The organism is Thioalkalivibrio sp. ALJ2 (assembly GCF_000378325.1).
Taxonomy (GTDB): domain Bacteria; phylum Pseudomonadota; class Gammaproteobacteria; order Ectothiorhodospirales; family Ectothiorhodospiraceae; genus Thioalkalivibrio.
In genome coordinates, this window is the sequence record NZ_KB899559.1 from 190923 (window position 1) to 207161 (window position 16239).

15 protein-coding genes and 1 pseudogene are annotated in these 16239 nt (G+C 66.1%); 1 reads left to right on the forward strand and 15 read right to left on the reverse strand.

Annotated features, from left to right (window positions below; all coding sequences use genetic code 11):
* Window positions 1–101: 101 nt before the first annotated feature.
* A complete protein-coding gene (locus tag F468_RS0112345) occupies window positions 102–1598 on the reverse strand; it encodes an FAD-linked oxidase C-terminal domain-containing protein (RefSeq protein ID WP_018995277.1) in 1497 nt (498 codons plus the stop codon).
* Window positions 1599–1832: 234 nt separating this feature from the next.
* Here F468_RS0112345 and F468_RS0112350 point away from each other — a divergent pair, with 234 nt between their 5' ends.
* Complete coding sequence (locus F468_RS0112350) at window positions 1833–2732, forward strand: alpha/beta hydrolase (protein ID WP_018139083.1); 900 nt, start codon at window positions 1833–1835, stop codon at window positions 2730–2732.
* 58 nt (window positions 2733–2790) lie between these two features.
* On the opposite strand, the gene F468_RS0112355 is transcribed toward F468_RS0112350, so the two are convergent.
* From F468_RS0112355 to F468_RS0112425, 14 genes and pseudogenes are all read right to left on the reverse strand, one after another.
* Complete coding sequence (locus F468_RS0112355; RefSeq protein WP_018649385.1) at window positions 2791–4515, reverse strand: complex I subunit 5 family protein; 1725 nt, start codon at window positions 4513–4515, stop codon at window positions 2791–2793.
* Complete coding sequence (locus F468_RS0112360) at window positions 4512–6035, reverse strand: complex I subunit 5 family protein (RefSeq protein WP_018995278.1); 1524 nt, start codon at window positions 6033–6035, stop codon at window positions 4512–4514. Before F468_RS0112360 ends, F468_RS0112355 begins: the two co-directional genes overlap by 4 nt.
* Window positions 6032–7516 (reverse strand): complex I subunit 5 family protein, encoded by a 1485-nt coding sequence (locus F468_RS0112365; RefSeq protein WP_018174512.1) that lies wholly within the window; start codon window positions 7514–7516, stop codon window positions 6032–6034. Before F468_RS0112365 ends, F468_RS0112360 begins: the two co-directional genes overlap by 4 nt.
* Window positions 7513–7914 carry a cation:proton antiporter subunit C gene (locus F468_RS0112370; RefSeq protein ID WP_018995279.1) on the reverse strand — a complete coding sequence of 134 codons (402 nt, stop codon included), beginning with the start codon at window positions 7912–7914 and terminating at the stop codon, window positions 7513–7515. Before F468_RS0112370 ends, F468_RS0112365 begins: the two co-directional genes overlap by 4 nt.
* A 19-nt stretch (window positions 7915–7933) precedes the next feature.
* Window positions 7934–8929, reverse strand: a complete 996-nt coding sequence (locus F468_RS0112375; protein ID WP_018995280.1) for a hydrogenase subunit MbhD domain-containing protein — start codon at window positions 8927–8929, stop codon at window positions 7934–7936.
* Window positions 8926–9222: a monovalent cation/H(+) antiporter subunit G gene (locus F468_RS0112380; RefSeq protein ID WP_018139077.1), complete on the reverse strand. Its 297-nt coding sequence runs from the start codon at window positions 9220–9222 to the stop codon at window positions 8926–8928. The genes F468_RS0112375 and F468_RS0112380 overlap by 4 nt, the downstream gene beginning before the upstream one ends.
* Window positions 9212–9529, reverse strand: coding sequence for a monovalent cation/H+ antiporter complex subunit F (locus tag F468_RS0112385; RefSeq protein ID WP_018139076.1), 318 nt, complete (start codon window positions 9527–9529; stop codon window positions 9212–9214). The genes F468_RS0112380 and F468_RS0112385 overlap by 11 nt, the downstream gene beginning before the upstream one ends.
* Window positions 9526–10080: a Na+/H+ antiporter subunit E gene (locus F468_RS0112390; protein WP_026296539.1), complete on the reverse strand. Its 555-nt coding sequence runs from the start codon at window positions 10078–10080 to the stop codon at window positions 9526–9528. The genes F468_RS0112385 and F468_RS0112390 overlap by 4 nt, the downstream gene beginning before the upstream one ends.
* Window positions 10081–10114: 34 nt before the next feature.
* On the reverse strand, window positions 10115–10654 hold the full coding sequence (locus F468_RS0112395; RefSeq protein ID WP_018139074.1) for an invasion associated locus B family protein: 540 nt from the start codon (window positions 10652–10654) through the stop codon (window positions 10115–10117).
* A gap of 421 nt (window positions 10655–11075) precedes the next feature.
* Window positions 11076–11357 (reverse strand): annotated as a pseudogene (locus F468_RS14685) (ABC transporter substrate-binding protein); the annotation flags it as partial.
* Between the two features lie 183 nt (window positions 11358–11540).
* A complete protein-coding gene (locus tag F468_RS0112405) occupies window positions 11541–12653 on the reverse strand; it encodes a response regulator (RefSeq protein WP_018139072.1) in 1113 nt (370 codons plus the stop codon).
* Window positions 12631–14361, reverse strand: coding sequence for a PAS domain-containing sensor histidine kinase (locus F468_RS13825; protein WP_038049261.1), 1731 nt, complete (start codon window positions 14359–14361; stop codon window positions 12631–12633). The genes F468_RS0112405 and F468_RS13825 overlap by 23 nt, the downstream gene beginning before the upstream one ends.
* 107 nt (window positions 14362–14468) lie before the next feature.
* The gene (locus F468_RS0112420) at window positions 14469–14981 is read right to left on the reverse strand and encodes a molybdopterin-dependent oxidoreductase (RefSeq protein ID WP_018139069.1); all 513 of its coding nucleotides are present in this window, start codon (window positions 14979–14981) and stop codon (window positions 14469–14471) included.
* 199 nt (window positions 14982–15180) lie between these two features.
* The coding region (locus F468_RS0112425) for an autotransporter outer membrane beta-barrel domain-containing protein (RefSeq protein WP_018995284.1) at window positions 15181–16239 on the reverse strand (1059 nt) is incomplete at its 5' end.

Below are 16239 nucleotides of genomic sequence, written 5' to 3' on the forward strand. Positions count from 1 at the left end.
AGCACGGGCGTTGGGGACCCGTGGCCTTTGTGCTCGCGTTCACCTTACAAGAGTGTTGCGGGGACTTCACTCGGCGACGCCCCGTGTCCCGGGTTCTGGCGCTAAAGGCGCGGCAGGTCGGGGTGCGGGAGTTGGCCGCCATGCACGTGCTGGCGACCGAACTCGGCGCAGCGTGCCAGTGTGGGCACCGCCTTGCCGGGATTCAGCAGGCCGAGCGGATCGAAGGCCTGCCGCAGCCGGTGGAACTGCTCGAGCTCGAGGGGCGCGAACTGCACGCACATGCCGTCGAGCTTCTCGACGCCCACGCCGTGTTCGCCGGTCACGGTCCCGCCAACTTCCACGCACAGCTCCAGGATCTGCTGCCCGAAGGCCTCGGCCGTTTCCAGCTGGCCGGGCTGGTTGGCGTCGTAGAGGATCAGGGGGTGCAGGTTGCCGTCGCCGGCATGGAAGACGTTGCACACGCCCAGGCCATGTTCGCGCGACAGTGCATTGATGCGCTCGAGCACGGTACCGAGCTGGTGACGGGGGATAGTTCCGTCCATGCAGTAGTAGTCCGGCGAGATTCGGCCCGCGGCCGGAAAGGCGGCCTTGCGCCCGGCCCAGAACAGGGCCTGCTCCTGGGCGTCGCGTGCGGTGCGAACCTCGGTGGCGCCAAGCTCGAGCAGCTTGCGGCGCACCACCATGATGTCCTCGGAGACCTCGGCGTTGGTGCCGTCGAGCTCGCATAGCAGGATCGCGGCGGCGTCCACCGGATAGCCTGCGTGCACGAAGTCCTCGGCCGCGCGGATCGCGGCGTTGTCCATCATCTCCAGGCCGGCCGGGATCAACCCGGCCGCGATAATCCCGGCCACCGCGCGCCCGGCGGCCTCTACCTCGTCGAAGCTCGCCAGCAGGACCTGGGTGCGTTCCGCCCGGGGCAGCAGGCGCACCGTGACCTCGGTGACGATGCCGAGCATCCCCTCGGAGCCGATCATCAGCGCCAGCAGGTCGGGGCCCGCGGTGTCCAGGGTCTTGCCGCCCAGGCGGATGATCTCGCCATCCAGTGTGACCATCTCCAGCCCCAGCACGTTGTGCACGGTGAGGCCGTATTTCAGACAGTGCACGCCGCCGGCGTTTTCGGCGACATTGCCGCCAATCGAGCAGGCGATCTGGGAGGAGGGGTCCGGGGCGTAGTAGAGGCCCTGGGGGGCAGCCGCCTCGGAAATGGCGAGGTTGCGTACGCCGGGTTGCACGACCGCACAGCGATTGTCGGCGTCGATCTCCAGTATGCGGTTGAAGCGGGCCAGGGACAGTAGCAACCCGGTGGCACTGGGCAGGGCCCCGCCCGAGAGTCCGGTGCCCGCCCCGCGGGGTACGATCGGGACCTGGTGCTCGCGGCATACCCGCAGGCAGGTGAGCAGTTCCTCCCGCGTGTGGGGCAGCGCGACGGCGCCGGGGGTCTGGCGATAGGCGGACAGCCCGTCACATTCGTAGGTGCGGCGCTCGTGGGCCTCCAGGATCAGCCGATCCGCGGGCAGCTCTTGCTGCAGGACCATGATCGCAGCCGCCAGCGCATCCAGCGCAGTGGAATCCGGGGGCAGGGGCTGTGCGGCAGTCATGGTGTGGTCAGGGGCGTCCAGGAGGGCGAAAGGCCCCTCAGGTTACAGGCCGTGGGCGGCGCAGGAAATGTCCGTGTCACTTCGTGGTGTCTCTAGGAAACGCTGATTTGGCAAGACGCAGCAACGGCGGATGCAATAAACAGAGTAAGGGTCGGGAATTTTTATTGTTTCGTGACAGTCTAGTCATTCGCGGGATTACTAGAATGATTCCAACCCCGACCCAAGGAGATTGAGATGCGGCATTCATGGATCACGACGGCCTGTGCGGCCGCTTGCCTGGCTTCAGCCCCGGCGTTTGCGGCCGACAAGGTCACGCTGGAGCATGACGACCTGACCCTGATCGGTCATTTCCAGGAAGGGGCCGGTGCCTCGCCTGAAGACGGTGTGGTGCTGATGCTGCATGGCACGCTCGCCCACGGCCGCATGGAGGTCATGCAGGCGGTCCAGGATCAGCTGGCCGATCGAGGCCACAATACGCTGTCGATCAACCTGAGCTACGGGATCGACGAACGTGAGGGGATGTTCGAGTGCGACGCGCCGATTCATCATGGCGTGGACGAGCACATGAAAGAGGTCGCGCTCTGGCAGGAGTGGCTGCAGGGCGAAGGCTATGGCCCGGTCACGCTGTTCGGGCATTCGCGTGGAGGCAACCAGGTGGCCCGCTATCTGACCGAGCACGATCCGGACGACATCCGCGCGATGGTTCTGGTCGCTCCGTCCACCTTTGATGCGGACAAGGTCGCGGCGGATTACGAAGATCAGGCCGGGGAACCACTGGGTGAAGTACTGGCCCGCGCCCAGGAGAAACACGACCGTGGCGACGGCTCCATGCTGGAAGGCGTGCGTTTTCTGCAATGTGGCGAACTGGATGTCGCACCCCATGCGTTCCTGAGCTACTACGATCCTGCCCCGGTCCACAACACGCCAAGCGTGATCGACGGCATCCAGACCCCGACGCTGGTGGTGATCGGGTCCGAGGATGACGTGGTGGCAGATCTGCCGGAGCGGATGGATGCGGTCGAGGACAAGGAGCACATCACGGTGAACACCGTCGATGGTGCGGATCATTTCTTCCGCGACTTCTTCGCCGACGACGTGGTGGACTTCACCGTCGACTTTCTCGATGAGCACTGATCGGCTGATCTGAGCCCATCAGGCCGGCCCTTTCGGGTCGGCCTTTTTTGTGTGTGTCTCAACCGGCCCAGAGGGTCAGGTACAGACCCAGCATCGCGGCGGCGAACAGCAGGCCGATGGTCTCCCAGCGGGTGAGTACACGCTCGGCCAGTTCCAGCCGTTCACGAAGCCGGTAGCGTACCCAGCGCAGGCGCGCCGGGTGGCGCCCGACGCCGATCAATGCAGGGCGGCGGTGCCACAGGCGCTGGCTGGTGTGCGCGAGCCACTCCAGGGGCACGACGAGATCGCCTTCCTGCAGCCACGGCCGATCGCGATCCCGGGCCCATCGCCAGGCCAGCAGCCCCAGGACCAGGCCGACACCAATTGGCCAGACAAGGCTCAGACTCGTCAGGACGACCCAGGCGGAAACCTGCTCCGGTGGGGCGACTGCCACCCCCAGCAGGGGGAAGACCAGCGACATCGCCGCCAGGCCACCCCAGGCCCACCAGCGGCGCGAGTCCGCGCGCGGGGGCGTCTGGGTGTCTTGCTGTGTCTGATACCAGCGCCAGAGAAAGCGCAGCATCAGGAGCGTTGTGCCGGCGGCCGCCAGGGTCAGGGCGAACTCCGTATGAGCCATCCAGCCGGCCAGATCGGCGTCGTACAGCGGTTCCTTCAGGGTGTTCTTGGCCAGCGCGCCGCTGGTCATCGGCATCCCGGCCAGGGCGAGTGCTGGCAGCACCGCGAACAGGAAAAAGGCCAGGCGGCCTGTGCCACCCGCGGGGCGCTGCGCGGTCATCCCGGCGGCCAGGAACAGCGCACCCTTGGCAAAGCCGTGGTGCACGGCGTAGAGCGTAACGGCCATCAGCAGCCAGGCCCGCAGGTCAGGCAGGGCGAGTGCCAGCCCGACCCCGGCCGTCATCAGCCCCATCTGGCTGATGCTGGAGTACGCGAGGATGGTCTTGGGACGCGACTGCAGAACCCCGGCGAGTGCGGCGAGGAAGGCTGCCGACAGACCCAGGAGCACGAGGGTCTCGCCGAGCAGCACATGGCCGGTCTCATCCAGTGGCAATACCCGCAGCCAGCCCAGCAGGCCGGCCTTGATCATCGCCCCCGACAGCACGGCGCTGGCCGCGACTGGTGCGGCCGGGTGGGCCAGCGGCAGCCAGAAATGCAGTGGAAGCATCCCGGCCTTGATGCCAAACCCGAGCACCAGCAACGCAAGGCCCCAGCCTTCGGGGCGCGCCTCGGCGATCGCGGTCAGCCGCGTATCGCCACCCGCCTGGTGAATCGCCATGACGAAGCCGGAAAACAGCAGGATTTCGCCGACGACCGCCAGGATCAGATAGATGCGTCCGGCGCGCCAGGCCTCCGCTGTATTGGAGTGCACCACCAGGCCATAGGCCGCCAGGCTCATCAGGGAGAAGAACAGATAAAAGCTCAGGGCGTCCTGGGCGAGGATCAGGCCCAGGTTCCCGGAGAGCGCCAGCAGCCAGAACGCGTAGAAGCGGTGACGCAGCGGGTCATCCTGGCGATCGCTCAGCGCAAACAGGCCGGCCGCCAGCCAGAGCCCAGAGGTCAACGCCAGAAAGGCCTGCCCCAGAGGGTCGAGGCCCAGTAGTGTGTTGAGCATCAGCCAGTCCAGGGTGGCGGGCTCGATATCGCCCCCGAAGGCCGCACCTCCAAGGCCCGGCAATGCCGCCCACGGGACCCAACGGTTGAAGCGGGTCCGGTGCGGCCGCAGGCCGATCAGTACCGCGAGCAACAGCGGGACCAAGGGGATCGCGAGCCAGATCAGGGCGTTCATGGCGCGAACCCCGGGATCGAATAGTCGCGTTCCACGATCAGGGTCACCCAGTCGAGCGGGCTCAGGCTCATCCCCGCCAGCAGCCCGCCGAGCAGGCTCAGGGCCGCGACGAACATCGTGGGGACGAGCAGCATCCAGTGGGTCTCGAAGCGTGTGGGGCCGCTATGTTCGACCATACGCTCGTGCCAGGACGTGCGTCGCTCGCCCAGCCAGCCGCGGATCACCGGCGGCAGGAAATACGCTGCATTGAGCAGGCTGCTGACGATCAGCACGGCCAGTACCCAGTGGAACTGGGCCTCCAGCGCCCCCAGGCCCAGATGCCACTTGGTGACGAAGCCCGCGAGCGGCGGCAGCCCGATCATGCCCAGGGCGCCCAGGGTAAAGGCCAGCATGGTCAACGGCATGCGGCGGCCCACGCCGTCCAGCTCGCTGATCTTGTGGATGCCGAGTGTCTCGGCAAAGTTGCCGGCACAAAAGAACAGCGTGATCTTGGTGATCCCCTGATGCACCAGATGCACAAGCCCGCCGATGACCCCCAGCGGCCCGGCCAGCGCGACACCCAGCACGATGTACGAGACCTGGCTGACGGTAGAAAAGGCCAGCCGCTGCTTCAGGTCGTCCGTGCGCAGGGCCTGGATCGAGCCGTACAGGATGGTGATCGCGGCGACCACTACCAGCCCTGCGGCGAGCCCGAGTTCCATCGTGACCTCGGCGCCATAGACGTCGTTCACCACCCGCACAATCCCGAAGGCCCCGGCCTTGACCACCGCGACCGCGTGCAGCAGGGCACTAACAGGGGCGGGCGCGACCATCGCGATCGGCAGCCAGGAGTGCAGCGGCACCAAAGCCGCCTTGACCCCGAACCCGATCATCAACATCACGAACAGGACCTTGAGCGTGGTCTCGTGCGTGGTCGCGAGTTCGCCGAGGTAGCCGCCCGGCACGAAGGATTCGGCACCGGCCAGAAGCGTCAGCCAGACGATCGCGGTGAACAGCACCAGCCCGCTGGTCAGGGTGTAGGCCAGATACAGGCGTCCGGCGCGCAGGGCGGCGGGTGTGCCGCGGTGCACCACCAGCGGCCAGGTGGCCAGCGTCAGCAGCTCGTAGAAGATCAGCAGCGTGATCAGGTTGCCCGACAGCGCGATCCCGACCGTGGCGCTGACACAAAGGGAAAAGAAGCCAAAAAAACGGCTCCGACGTGGCGAACCTTCCAGATAGCCGATGGCGTACACGGTGGTGACGAACCACAGCACTGCTGAGAGGGTGGCGAACAGCAGGGACAGGGCGTCCGCCGCGAGTACGAAGTCGATCCCCGGCAGCAGCGGGATGCTGAGCTGATATTCATCGCCGCGCAGGACGCCCAGCAGCAGCCAGCCGACCAGTACCAGCTTGGTCCCGGCCCCGCCGAGGTTCAGCAGGGTCCGCAGGCCATAGCGCCGTTCGGGCAGGAAGAAGATCGCCAGGCCCGGGCCCAGCGAACTCATCAGGATGGCGAGGAGCAGCCAGCCGCCGTCGCTCATGGCGCCCCCGGGGTCAGTGTCAGGGTGTGCAGCGTCAGGGTGCCGGCGAATCCGGCGGCGGCCGCAACCACGGCCAGCCCCAGCGGCACCCAGTCCATCCACGGCGAGACGGCCTCACCGGCGTCCCGGGGCCCGCGGTGAAAGGCCGGGGCCACCATGCGCAGTACGTAGCCGGCGGCGAGCAGCCCGCCACCGGCAATCGCGATTACCCACAGCACGCCGATCAGGCTGCCCGCCAGGATCGTGGACAGCCCTGCCTCCAGCAGCAGGTATTTGGCGATGAAGCCGCCGGTGAAGGGCAGGCCCATCAGGCTGACCCCGGCCAGCCCGAGCGCAAACACGGTGCGTCCACGGGCGCGCAGGATCGCGCCCATGTCGGCCAGACGGTCATGTCCGGCCGCGTGTTGCAGCGTACCGGCGGCGAGAAAGACGGAGGCCTTGGCCAGCGCGTGGACGACGGCAAAGAACACCACGACCCTCCATGCCCCGGAGTCCACCAGCATCAGCGGGAAGGCGATCAGCAGATAGCCGAACTGGGCCACCGTGGAATAGGCAACGATGGATTTCAGACGCCCGGACCGCAGGGCCTGGGCCGAGCCCCAGACCAGCGCGGCCACGCCGAGCAGCCCCACCAGGATGCCGAACGCCGGTGTGGCCAGCGGGGCAAAGGGCCCCATCCACAGGCGCAGGATCAGGTAGAACGAGCCGGTGACTACCAGGCCCGAGAGTACGGCACTGACCGGGGCCGGGGCGGAGCCGTGTGCCGGGGCGAGCCAGACATGCAGTGGGAACAGCGCCGCCTTCAGCATCAGCCCGGCGGTCATCAATACCGCGGCCATGCGCTCGGTGGGGCCGATCTCGGTGCGCGCCTCCAGCAGCACCAGGTCCAGTACTCCGTGCTCCCCGAACAGGAGTACAACCCCCATCAGGAAACTGAGCGAGCCGAGGATGTTGATCAGCATATAGCGCATTGCCCCGGAGACCGCGGCGGCGGTGCCGGTGAACGCCACCAGCGCCACCGCCGACAGCGACACCACCTCCAGCGAGATGTACAGGTTGAAGGCATCGCCGGACAGCAACAGCATGTTCAACCCGGCCCACAGCCATAGCCACAGGGGCCAGAACTGGCGACGTTCGATCGGGTCGTGCACGTAGCCGAGGCTGTACAGGCTGGTTGCCAGCCCCACCACGCCGGTCAGTACCAGCAAGGTCATCGACAGGCCATCCAGGTGCAGCATCACGCCCAGTGGTGCCTCCCAGCCGCCCAGCGCCACGCGCGTGGCCGCGGACTCCGGGTCGGGTCCCGCGGCCAGGAACAGGGCGCTCAGCACCACGACGGCTGCGGTCATCAGCACCGCGCCATAACCCCCAATCCGGTGCGCCTGACGGGGCCAGATCGTGGCCAGGATCGCGAGCGCCAGCGACAGGGCCACCAGGCCGCTGATCGCAAGCGGGAGCATTGCGGCGGGTGTCTCGCTCATTCGCGACGCTCCCGCTCGTACTCCGCCGAGGGGGCATGTTCCTCGCGCGAGATGTCGTCCACCGGCGCGTCATCGTCCGGCGGACCGGGCAGCATCATCGCCTGGCCCGTGATGCGCGCCAGGCGCACGACCAGCGCGAGCGCGAATGCCGTGGCGCTGACCGCGACTACGATGCCGGTCAGTGTCAGCGCCTGCGCGACCGGGTCCGGTGGGCCCTCGCCACGGGCCGCAATGCCCAGCAGCACCATGAAGACCCCGGAACCCATGATGTTGAGCGCGAGAATCCGCAGGACCAGGTGGTGACGGCGGATCAGCCCGTACAAGCCGAGCGCGAACAGGACCGCGCCAACCGTCGGATAGATCAGGCCCGGGGCCAGTTGCTGGGCGAGCCATTCCATCAGCGTGCGTCTCCGGCCATCAGTGATCGTCTCCGGCAGGCCGTCCGGCAATGAACAGCGCCACCAGGGTGAGCGCGATCGACAACGTGGCCGCGACCTCGATCACGATGATCAGCGGGTAGGCCCATTCGGGCGGATAGCCGAGCAGGCCCGGGCCGATGAAGAGCCCGACGACCCCGATCGCCAGGAACAGGCCCACCCCCGCGGCCAGGCCCAGCCGCAGCGGCGTACTCGGCGCCATCGGCAGGTCGCGGGGCCGCGCCAGCACCAGCAGGATGCCGGCGGCGCCCAGGATGGCCCCGGCCTGGAATGCACCGCCCGGGGCATGGCTGCCCGCCCAGAGGATATACACGCCGGTGACGATCGCGACGGGCACCAGGAGCCGGAGGGTACCGGGGAGGATCGGGCCCGGCGCCGGGCGTGCCGGCAGGCGATCGTAGCGGCCCAGCGACCAGGCCCCGAGCAGGGCGATCAGCACGATCGCCAGCTCCAGGAAGGTGTCATAGGCGCGAAAGTTCAGCAACACGGCGGTGATCGGGTGATCCACGCCCGAGACGCCCATGTGTTCGTCGACCACCGGTTCCAGACCCACGGCGTCCGGCTGGTGCCACAGGGCGGTGACCATGAGTCCGCCGACCACCAGGGCAAAGGTCAGCGCGGGGACAAAGGTCCGTCGCGGTGGCGGGGGGTCATGCAGGGCGTGCAGCAGGGCATCGGCACCGGCGGGGTCGGGTGGCTGGTCGGGACGCCCGCGTCGGCGTTCGACCGCGATGCTGCGCAACCGCTCCAGCGTGACCAGCAAGAGGGCACCGGTAATACCGGCACCAATCGCGGCCTCGGCCAGGGCGATGTCCGGGGCCTCCAGACGCACCCAGGCCAGCGCGAGTAGCAGCCCGAAGGTGATGAACAGCACCACCGCTCGGAACAGGTCGGTGCTCGCGAGGCAGCGCCAGGCGACCCCGAGGAGTCCGACCAGCAGGACCAGATCGAAGACGACGAGGAGCAGGTCGCTCATCGATCGGACTCGAATTCCCCGTGAGTCCAGGTGCGTTGCGCCACCATGTGCGCGGCCGTGGTGCCGGCCGCCAGGACCAGCACCCAGATCAGGAACAGCTTGAGGATGTCCGCCGGCCCGCCGGCCTGCAGCATCAGGCCGAGGATCACCAGCCCCAGCCCGACGTTGTCCGCCTTGGTCAGGGCGTGCAGGCGGGAGTACACATCCGGGAAGCGCAGCAGCCCGGCCGTACCGGCCGCGAAGAACACGAGCCCGGAAAGGATCAGGATCACGGTCAGGGTGTTAGCGATCATCGTCCGGCTCCTTTTTCTGGCCGTGGCGCTGATGGATGGGGGTGCCCGACGGTTCCGGCAGGCCGTGCTGGCGGACGAACGCGACCGCGGCCACCACCGCCAGCAACGCGAAGACCAGCGCGACGTCGACCAGTGCCGGGGTCTCCAGCGTCAGTGACAGCAGCAGCAGGATGGTGACGCCGGTGGTGCCGAACAGCTGGGCGGCCAGCATGCGGTCGCCGGAGCCTGGGCCACGTAGCACACGGATCAGGCCGAGCAGGATCGTCGCCAGCAGAAAGAGTGCGGCACCCAGATAGAAGACAGTCATTGTGTCTCCTCTGATTGCCGGCGTGGGTCTTCGAAGGCGGCATGGATGCGTTTCTCAAGCTCACGCAGGGCCATTTCAGGTTGGCTGTGGCGATCCAGCACATGCACGGTCAGCAGGCGCCCCTCGAGGCGAACGCTGAGGGTCCCCGGGAGCAGGCTGAGCACGGCCATGAAGAGGGTCAGCGGTGGTCCATGCGGGAGGTCGGCCCGGTACTCGATGAAGTCCGGCGCGATGGGCAGCTTGGGGTCCAGTGCGCGTCGGGCGATGTCGATACCGCCGAGGAAGGAAGCTCGCAGGAAATAGCCGATCAGGCCCGGTATGGCCCGGAATCGGACGGCGAGGGGGCGACCGGTGGGCAGTACGAGGCTGGCGGCCCCGGCCAACAGAACCGCGAGCAGTGCCAGGGGTTCCAGCAGGGCATCCAGCCCGGCCAGCATCCACCAAAGCACGGCGGCGGCCAGGACAGTCCAGGCTGCCCGCCGCCAGCGTGCCCGGGCGCGGTTGAGACCGGCCCGGCTCGTTGCGTCCCTGTGCTTCGCCACACGGGTCATTGTACCGGCCCGTGTGGCGCAGCCAAGCGAAGGCCTAGAGCCGCTCGCTGGCGTCGGTGAAGCCCATCAGCGAGACGTCGAAGGCCAGCGGCTGGTCGCCGTGCAGCGGCCAGAAGCCGACCGTCAGCGCACTGCCGCCACGCATCGCGTTGAACTGGCTCTCGCTGAGCTCATGGCCCGCGACGCAGCCCTGCTCCACGCAGGCGATGTAGGGGGCCTCGATTTCCTCGCCATCGTCATCCACCTGCATCAGGATGCCGGGGCGCAGGTCCACGCCCAGTGGCAGCAGGATCTCGATGATGTAGCTGTCACCGTCGCGGAAAACCGACGCCTGCAGGTAGGCGCCCTGCGCCTGCTCGTCCTGGATCTGCAGCGTCTGCTGCATGCGGCAGCGCTCGCCGCCCTGGGTCTCGATGCAGGCGACCTCCCAGTCCTGGTAGGTCGTGGTCTCCGGCTCCTGCTGCTGCATCTGCTCTTCCATCTGCGGGTCGGTCTGCGCCTGGGCCATGGCCAGGCCGGGCAGGGCCAGAAGAAGAGCCGGGATCAGGCCTGCGCGGAGGGGGCGGATATTCATTCAGTGTGCTCCGGTGACAAATGTTCAACGTTACAGGATGGTCAATGGCACCCCCTTGGGGCAACCATCTTTGTGCATCTTCGAGACCATATCGCCAGGCCGGTGTTCCTCGGCCCCCGAAATTCTGCGGGGTCGCGACCCGGGTCACCGTCCGCCCGCTAGTGCCCGACTGGCCAGTATGGCGTCGGGCGCTCGGGGCGGTGCTGGTCATCGAGTACACCGGCCAGGTGTTTGGTGCTGGCGCGCAGCGATTCGCTTCCATCGGCAGGGCCTCGCAGTTCTCCGCTCGCGTTGTAAAGCGGACTCCGAACAGTGCGCCTTCGAGCTCCGCTTCGCTGAGGTCGTTGTACCGTGCCATGGTTGCCCTTGCGGGGCCGGGTTCGGCATCCATGTAGTCCAGTGCCCCGAACCATGCATCCACCAGCTGTCGGAGATGTCCGGGGTGGTGATCCATCGCCTCGCGCCGGACTACCAGCACATCGATGATCTCGCCCGGGATCTCGGTGCTGTCGAACAGTTCCTCGGCGCCCTCATTCAGCAGCCGGGCTCGGGTTGGCTCGAAGGTCGCCAGGGCACCAACCTTCTCGTTCAGGAAGGCTTCCTCGTGACGGGCGGCATCGACACGAACGATATCGACCTTGTCCCGTTCGAGGCCGCCTTCTTCCAGACCCCGCGCGAGCAGGTAGGCCATGGCCGCGTCCATAAAGGACAGTATCCGGGGGGAAATCCATGGTCAATTCGGGGCCTTTTCACGATTCGTCCAGCACAGGCAGACGCAACCGCGCGCCCGGTTGTACGGGCCTGTATGGAAGGGAATGCCGGGGCGGTGCGTTGACTACGCGCAGGCACAACTCGGGAATGTTGGCGATATGTAGCGCCATCCAAGTCACTCGAGGGTTAGTGTCATGGATCCCGCAAGCACCAGGGCGACGAGCTCTGCCTGCCTGTGTGTGTCGGTCTTCTGGAACAGATTACGAAGGTGGAAGTTGACCGTGGTAATGGAGACCCCAAGATGGTGTGCTATATCGGCGGTGCGCCAGCCTTCTGCCAAGGCCAGGGCGATATGTGCTTCCGTGGGGGTCAGATCGAACAGGCGGGCCACAATCTCCTTCGGGAGCTGTCCCTGTCGCTCGGGGTCCGAGAGCAGGATAATGGCAGCAGGGTCGTTGCCGTCATCTGGCGACCCGTTCCGGGGGGCCGCTTCTTCCTCGTCGGGGAGTGGATAAATCATGGCCAACAGATCCCGATGGCGCCCATCACGGGGCAGCCGCAAGCATTCGATCGTATCGCTGGTGTTTTCGCAGTCGTCGAGGACCCTTCGCAGGGCCTGATGCAGGCGGCGGTCCTCTTCGGCATGCACCGCCTGTGGGGGGGTTCCTTCGCTCAATGTCAGCGCCCCGGTGGCCATACGCCGAGCGGCACGATTAAAGAGCAGGGTACGCCGGCCAGCGTCGACCAGGATCACGCCGGGGGCGACGGGGTCTAGCGCCTTGGCTGCAACCTCCAGGTTCGGGGTGTTCTTTCGCATACCCAGATCGTTAAGGGTGTGGCGCAGGTCGGTCAGTTCATCGTCGTTCTTTTCGCGTATCCGGCGTACTTGCCGGAGACGAGCTTCCACTGTGGCCAGCAGGAGATCGAAGTCCACCGGCTTGACGAGGTAGTCGTCGGCACCCGCGCGCTTGCCTTCGACGACCTCGCGAGGGTCTGACAGTGCAGTCAGAAAGACAAAGGGTGTTTCGGCTAGATGCGGCCCCTGTTCCCGAACTTCGGCCAGCAGTTCATAGCCATTCTTGCCGGGCATGTTGATGTCGCAGAGGATCAGATCGGGACAGACGGCGTCGATCTGCTCCATGGCTTCGTCTCCGTGTGCCGCTTCGATGGCAACGTAGCCAGCCTCGGTCAGTTCGTCACAGATGTCCCGTCGAAGCAGTGCTTCGTCTTCGGCGCAGAGGATGCGCGCGGCCGGGGTTGATGCCTCAGTCGGTTTCGAGCCGGTCATCCTGGTCCTGTCCGCACGGGAGCTCTAGTGTGAATGTGGAACCTTTCCCTTCTCTGGATCGTACGCTGAGGTCGCCGCCTTGAATGGTGGCTAGCTGGCGCGCGATCCCAAGCCCCAGTCCGATCCCCCGGTGTCGCTTGGCGTTGCGTGCCCGGAAAAAGCGGTCGAACAGGCGGGGTTGATCCTCGACAGGGATGCCGATGCCGTGGTCGGTCACACGGCACAGGGTTTTCTCTCGGGTCGAGCGGAGCTCGACTTCGATCGCCGAGGTTTCGGGTGAGTATTTACCCGCGTTCGACAGAAGATTCGCCAGGATCTGTTCGACCAGTGCGTGATCACATCGCGCGAATACCGGTCCGTCCGGCTCGACTTCCAGATGGATGGGGTTGTCGGGCGTGATGAGATGCTGGGTTTCGATCGCCCGCTCGACCAGGGGGCGCAGGTCGCACAGCGAGGTGGAGGCAGCCACGTGGCCACCCTCAAGACGCGCCGAAGTCAGGGCGTTCTCGATCAGCCGGGTCATGTGGGCAACCGCATCGCGCAGCTGGCGATAGCGCTGCTGTCGAGTTTCGCGGCCCATGTCCTCGCCGCGGCGCAGCAATCGCTGCAGACCGGAATCGATAATGGCCAGCGGGGTTCGAAACTGGTGCGAGGCCATGGCCGCAAAGCTGCGGTAGAACTCGCTGACCCCGCGCTCGCGTTGCAGCGAATGCTCCAGGCTGCGGGCGGCATCCTTGTAGCTGGTGATATCCGCCAGGCGGAGTACCTGCCCGCCGTCGTCGGTGCGTCGCAAGGTCATCTGGACCCAGCCGCGTCCGGGGACCTCCAGGTCGTACTGTGCGCCGTCATCAGCGGTAATCTCCTGCGGGTCGGCCTGTTCGGTATCCGGGCGAGTGACGGAGCGGATCTGGTCGAGGAGCGATTCCAGCGATTGACCCTGGCTCGGCACTTGCCCGGGCAATGGCAACAAGCTGGCGAATTGTGGATTGACCAGGATAAGGCGGCCGTTCGAGTCGAAGGCGGCGAAGCCGTCAGGTGCAGTATCGATCGCATCCACAACGCGACGGCGTTCCGCTTCCAGGTCACGGGTACGATTGCGGACCTCCAGTTCCAGATGATCGCGATGGGCGGCCAGCGCATTCTGCGCGTGCCGGCGCTGGCGCAATGCGACCATCATCAGAGTGGCCAGGATCATCCCGCTGACGAGGATTCCCGCCATCATCGCGATCGCCTGGATCAGGTTGGCGCGGTGTTCGTCCAGGCGTGCACCTGTGCTTTCCCATTCCTCGATCATCACGGCATTGGCAATGCGGTTGAGGGCTGACATCAACGGACCAAGTTCGGCGTGAACGGCATCCGCAGCGGCGGTGTTGTCCGCAGCAACATTCTCGACCAGACCCTCAAGACTGGAGAGGTGCTCAAGACTCTCGTCAAGGGGTCTTTCCTGGTCGGCCTGATCCAGATAGCGCCGTTGTGGCCCCGCGTCCAGCAGTGCCAGACGGCTGGCGAGCACGTCATAGCGAAGGCCGGGCTGAGCATCGGGGTCACCCATGGTGAGTCGGTAGACCGCTTGGTCCAGACGGTGACTCGCAACCTGAGCCTGAGTGATGACCCAGAGCATGTTCTCGTCCACGTTGGTGCGCATGTCCTGTTCCACCTCGTGCAGGCGCACCAGTGACACTGTAAGGAAGGCTGCGAATGTCAGCACTGCCAGCACTGGCAGGGCATATGTCGAAACCCGACGCAATCGCGGTCGGGAAGAATGGGTGGGATCGGTCTCGAGGATGGCTGTCTGGCCCCGGCTCGCGCTTGCCGTCATCGCACCTCCACATGCGCCAGCTGCCAGACCCAGCGGTAGTCATAGCGGATGTCATCCAGTTCGGTGTGATCATCCCGCGGGTAGACGATCCACAGCGGTCCCTTGTCTCGAGGCGTCAGGGGTTCTCCATCCTGAGTGTGGGCCACGATCACGTCGTACTCGTGGAAATCCTCCATCGGGATTTCCACGATGTAGTCGTTGAGGGCAGTGGCCACGACTTCTTCACCTTCCGCGCCCAGGGCCTCCAGCAGATCGCGCAACAGGAAACCCTCGAAGCGATTCACCCCGTCTGTTACCACCGTAGAGGTATTCATCTCTCGTTGCGGGAGGCGGTCCAGCATCGCTCGATCCAGCACGGAGCGGTCTCCGTCGTTGGTATGACGGATCTTCCCCTCGACCCGAAGGATTACCTCGCCAGTGGGTTCGGCCTTGGGATCGAAGCCATTGCCGGGAGCATCGGGATTCGTGCCTGAAGCGGTGCCCGGCAGGGCCAGCAATGCGGCCAGCATCGTTGCCGTGCGTGGCGCGGCCTTGTGCAAGAAGCATCTTGATCGCACTGGCACAGCTTCTCCTCCCAAGGGTCCACGGTCATTCTGTGAAGAGTGTCGCGAAAATTCTGTCGACATGAAAGGCCGATCTGCACCGTCATTCGTCGGCAGAAAGGAAGAGTGAGGTCCGGGCTGAAGAGCGCCCGGACCTCAAGGTGCCTTACCAGGTCCGCCGGAAGGACACGCCGATTGCATGGAGGTCATCGGAGCCTGCGATTTCCCCCTGATAGCCCGCGTTGAGGAAGCTGTTGCTGTTCAACTGGGATTGCACCCCCAGGGCGATGCGAGCGCGGTTGCGGCTCAGGCGCGGCCCTTCGATGGTGAATCGGCCTGCGGAGTCGCCAGAGAAGGCCGTATCCATCCGGCTCGCGCGATCACCGTGTTCATGGACCCAGGCTGCCTCGGCGTAGGGGGCCACCCAGCCACCTGTGGTGTCGAAGGTCTGGTCGAAACGTACGCCCGCCTGGCTGCGGAGGGAGTATTCGCTTTCGCTGTCGACATCGAGATTGGCGGCTCCCGCGCCGGATTCGCTGAAGCTGCTGCGGCGCAGATACTCGTAGTCGAGGCCGCCAAAGGGGGTCACCCGCGCGACGTCCGTGACTTCGAAGACATAGCCCACTTCGATGCCGGTCCCGATGCCTCGGGCCGAGTAGTCGGCGGTGGCGGTCTCGTTCAGCGTGGCAACAGAGCGTTCGGAATCCGCCCGGTGGTATCCGACGCCCAGACTGCCGCGTGCGTACAGGGCATCCTGCTGCCAGCCACCGTAACCGGCCAGATGGAACGAATCGACGTCAAGGTCTCCGCTTGCGGTGGAGGCACGGTTGCGGGTGTATCCCATGGCCGCGCCGACGAAGACGTTGTCCGAGACCGGCGTATCGAACCCGACACTGATCCCCCCGAAATCGTAATCGGCTCCGGAGGCATTGGACGTGTCGTCGATGTCGCCTCGACCCCCCTCGGCGGTCACCCACCAACCGCGGTTGGGACCCGATTCACCCTCCACGAGGTCGCGTGCCTGCCCGGCGGAGGCCAGCTGCAGGCCCATCAATTGATCGAGGCTTGCCATTTCGCCGAACGCCGGGCCACTCGAGCGACCCGACATGCGGCCATTGAGGCCGGAGCGGAAGCGCTGGGCACCGCGCAGACCGATCTGTTGAACATGCGTATGTTCGACGCCGGACAGGTCATCCAGCGCGGCGCGTGCCTGATCTTCGTCCAT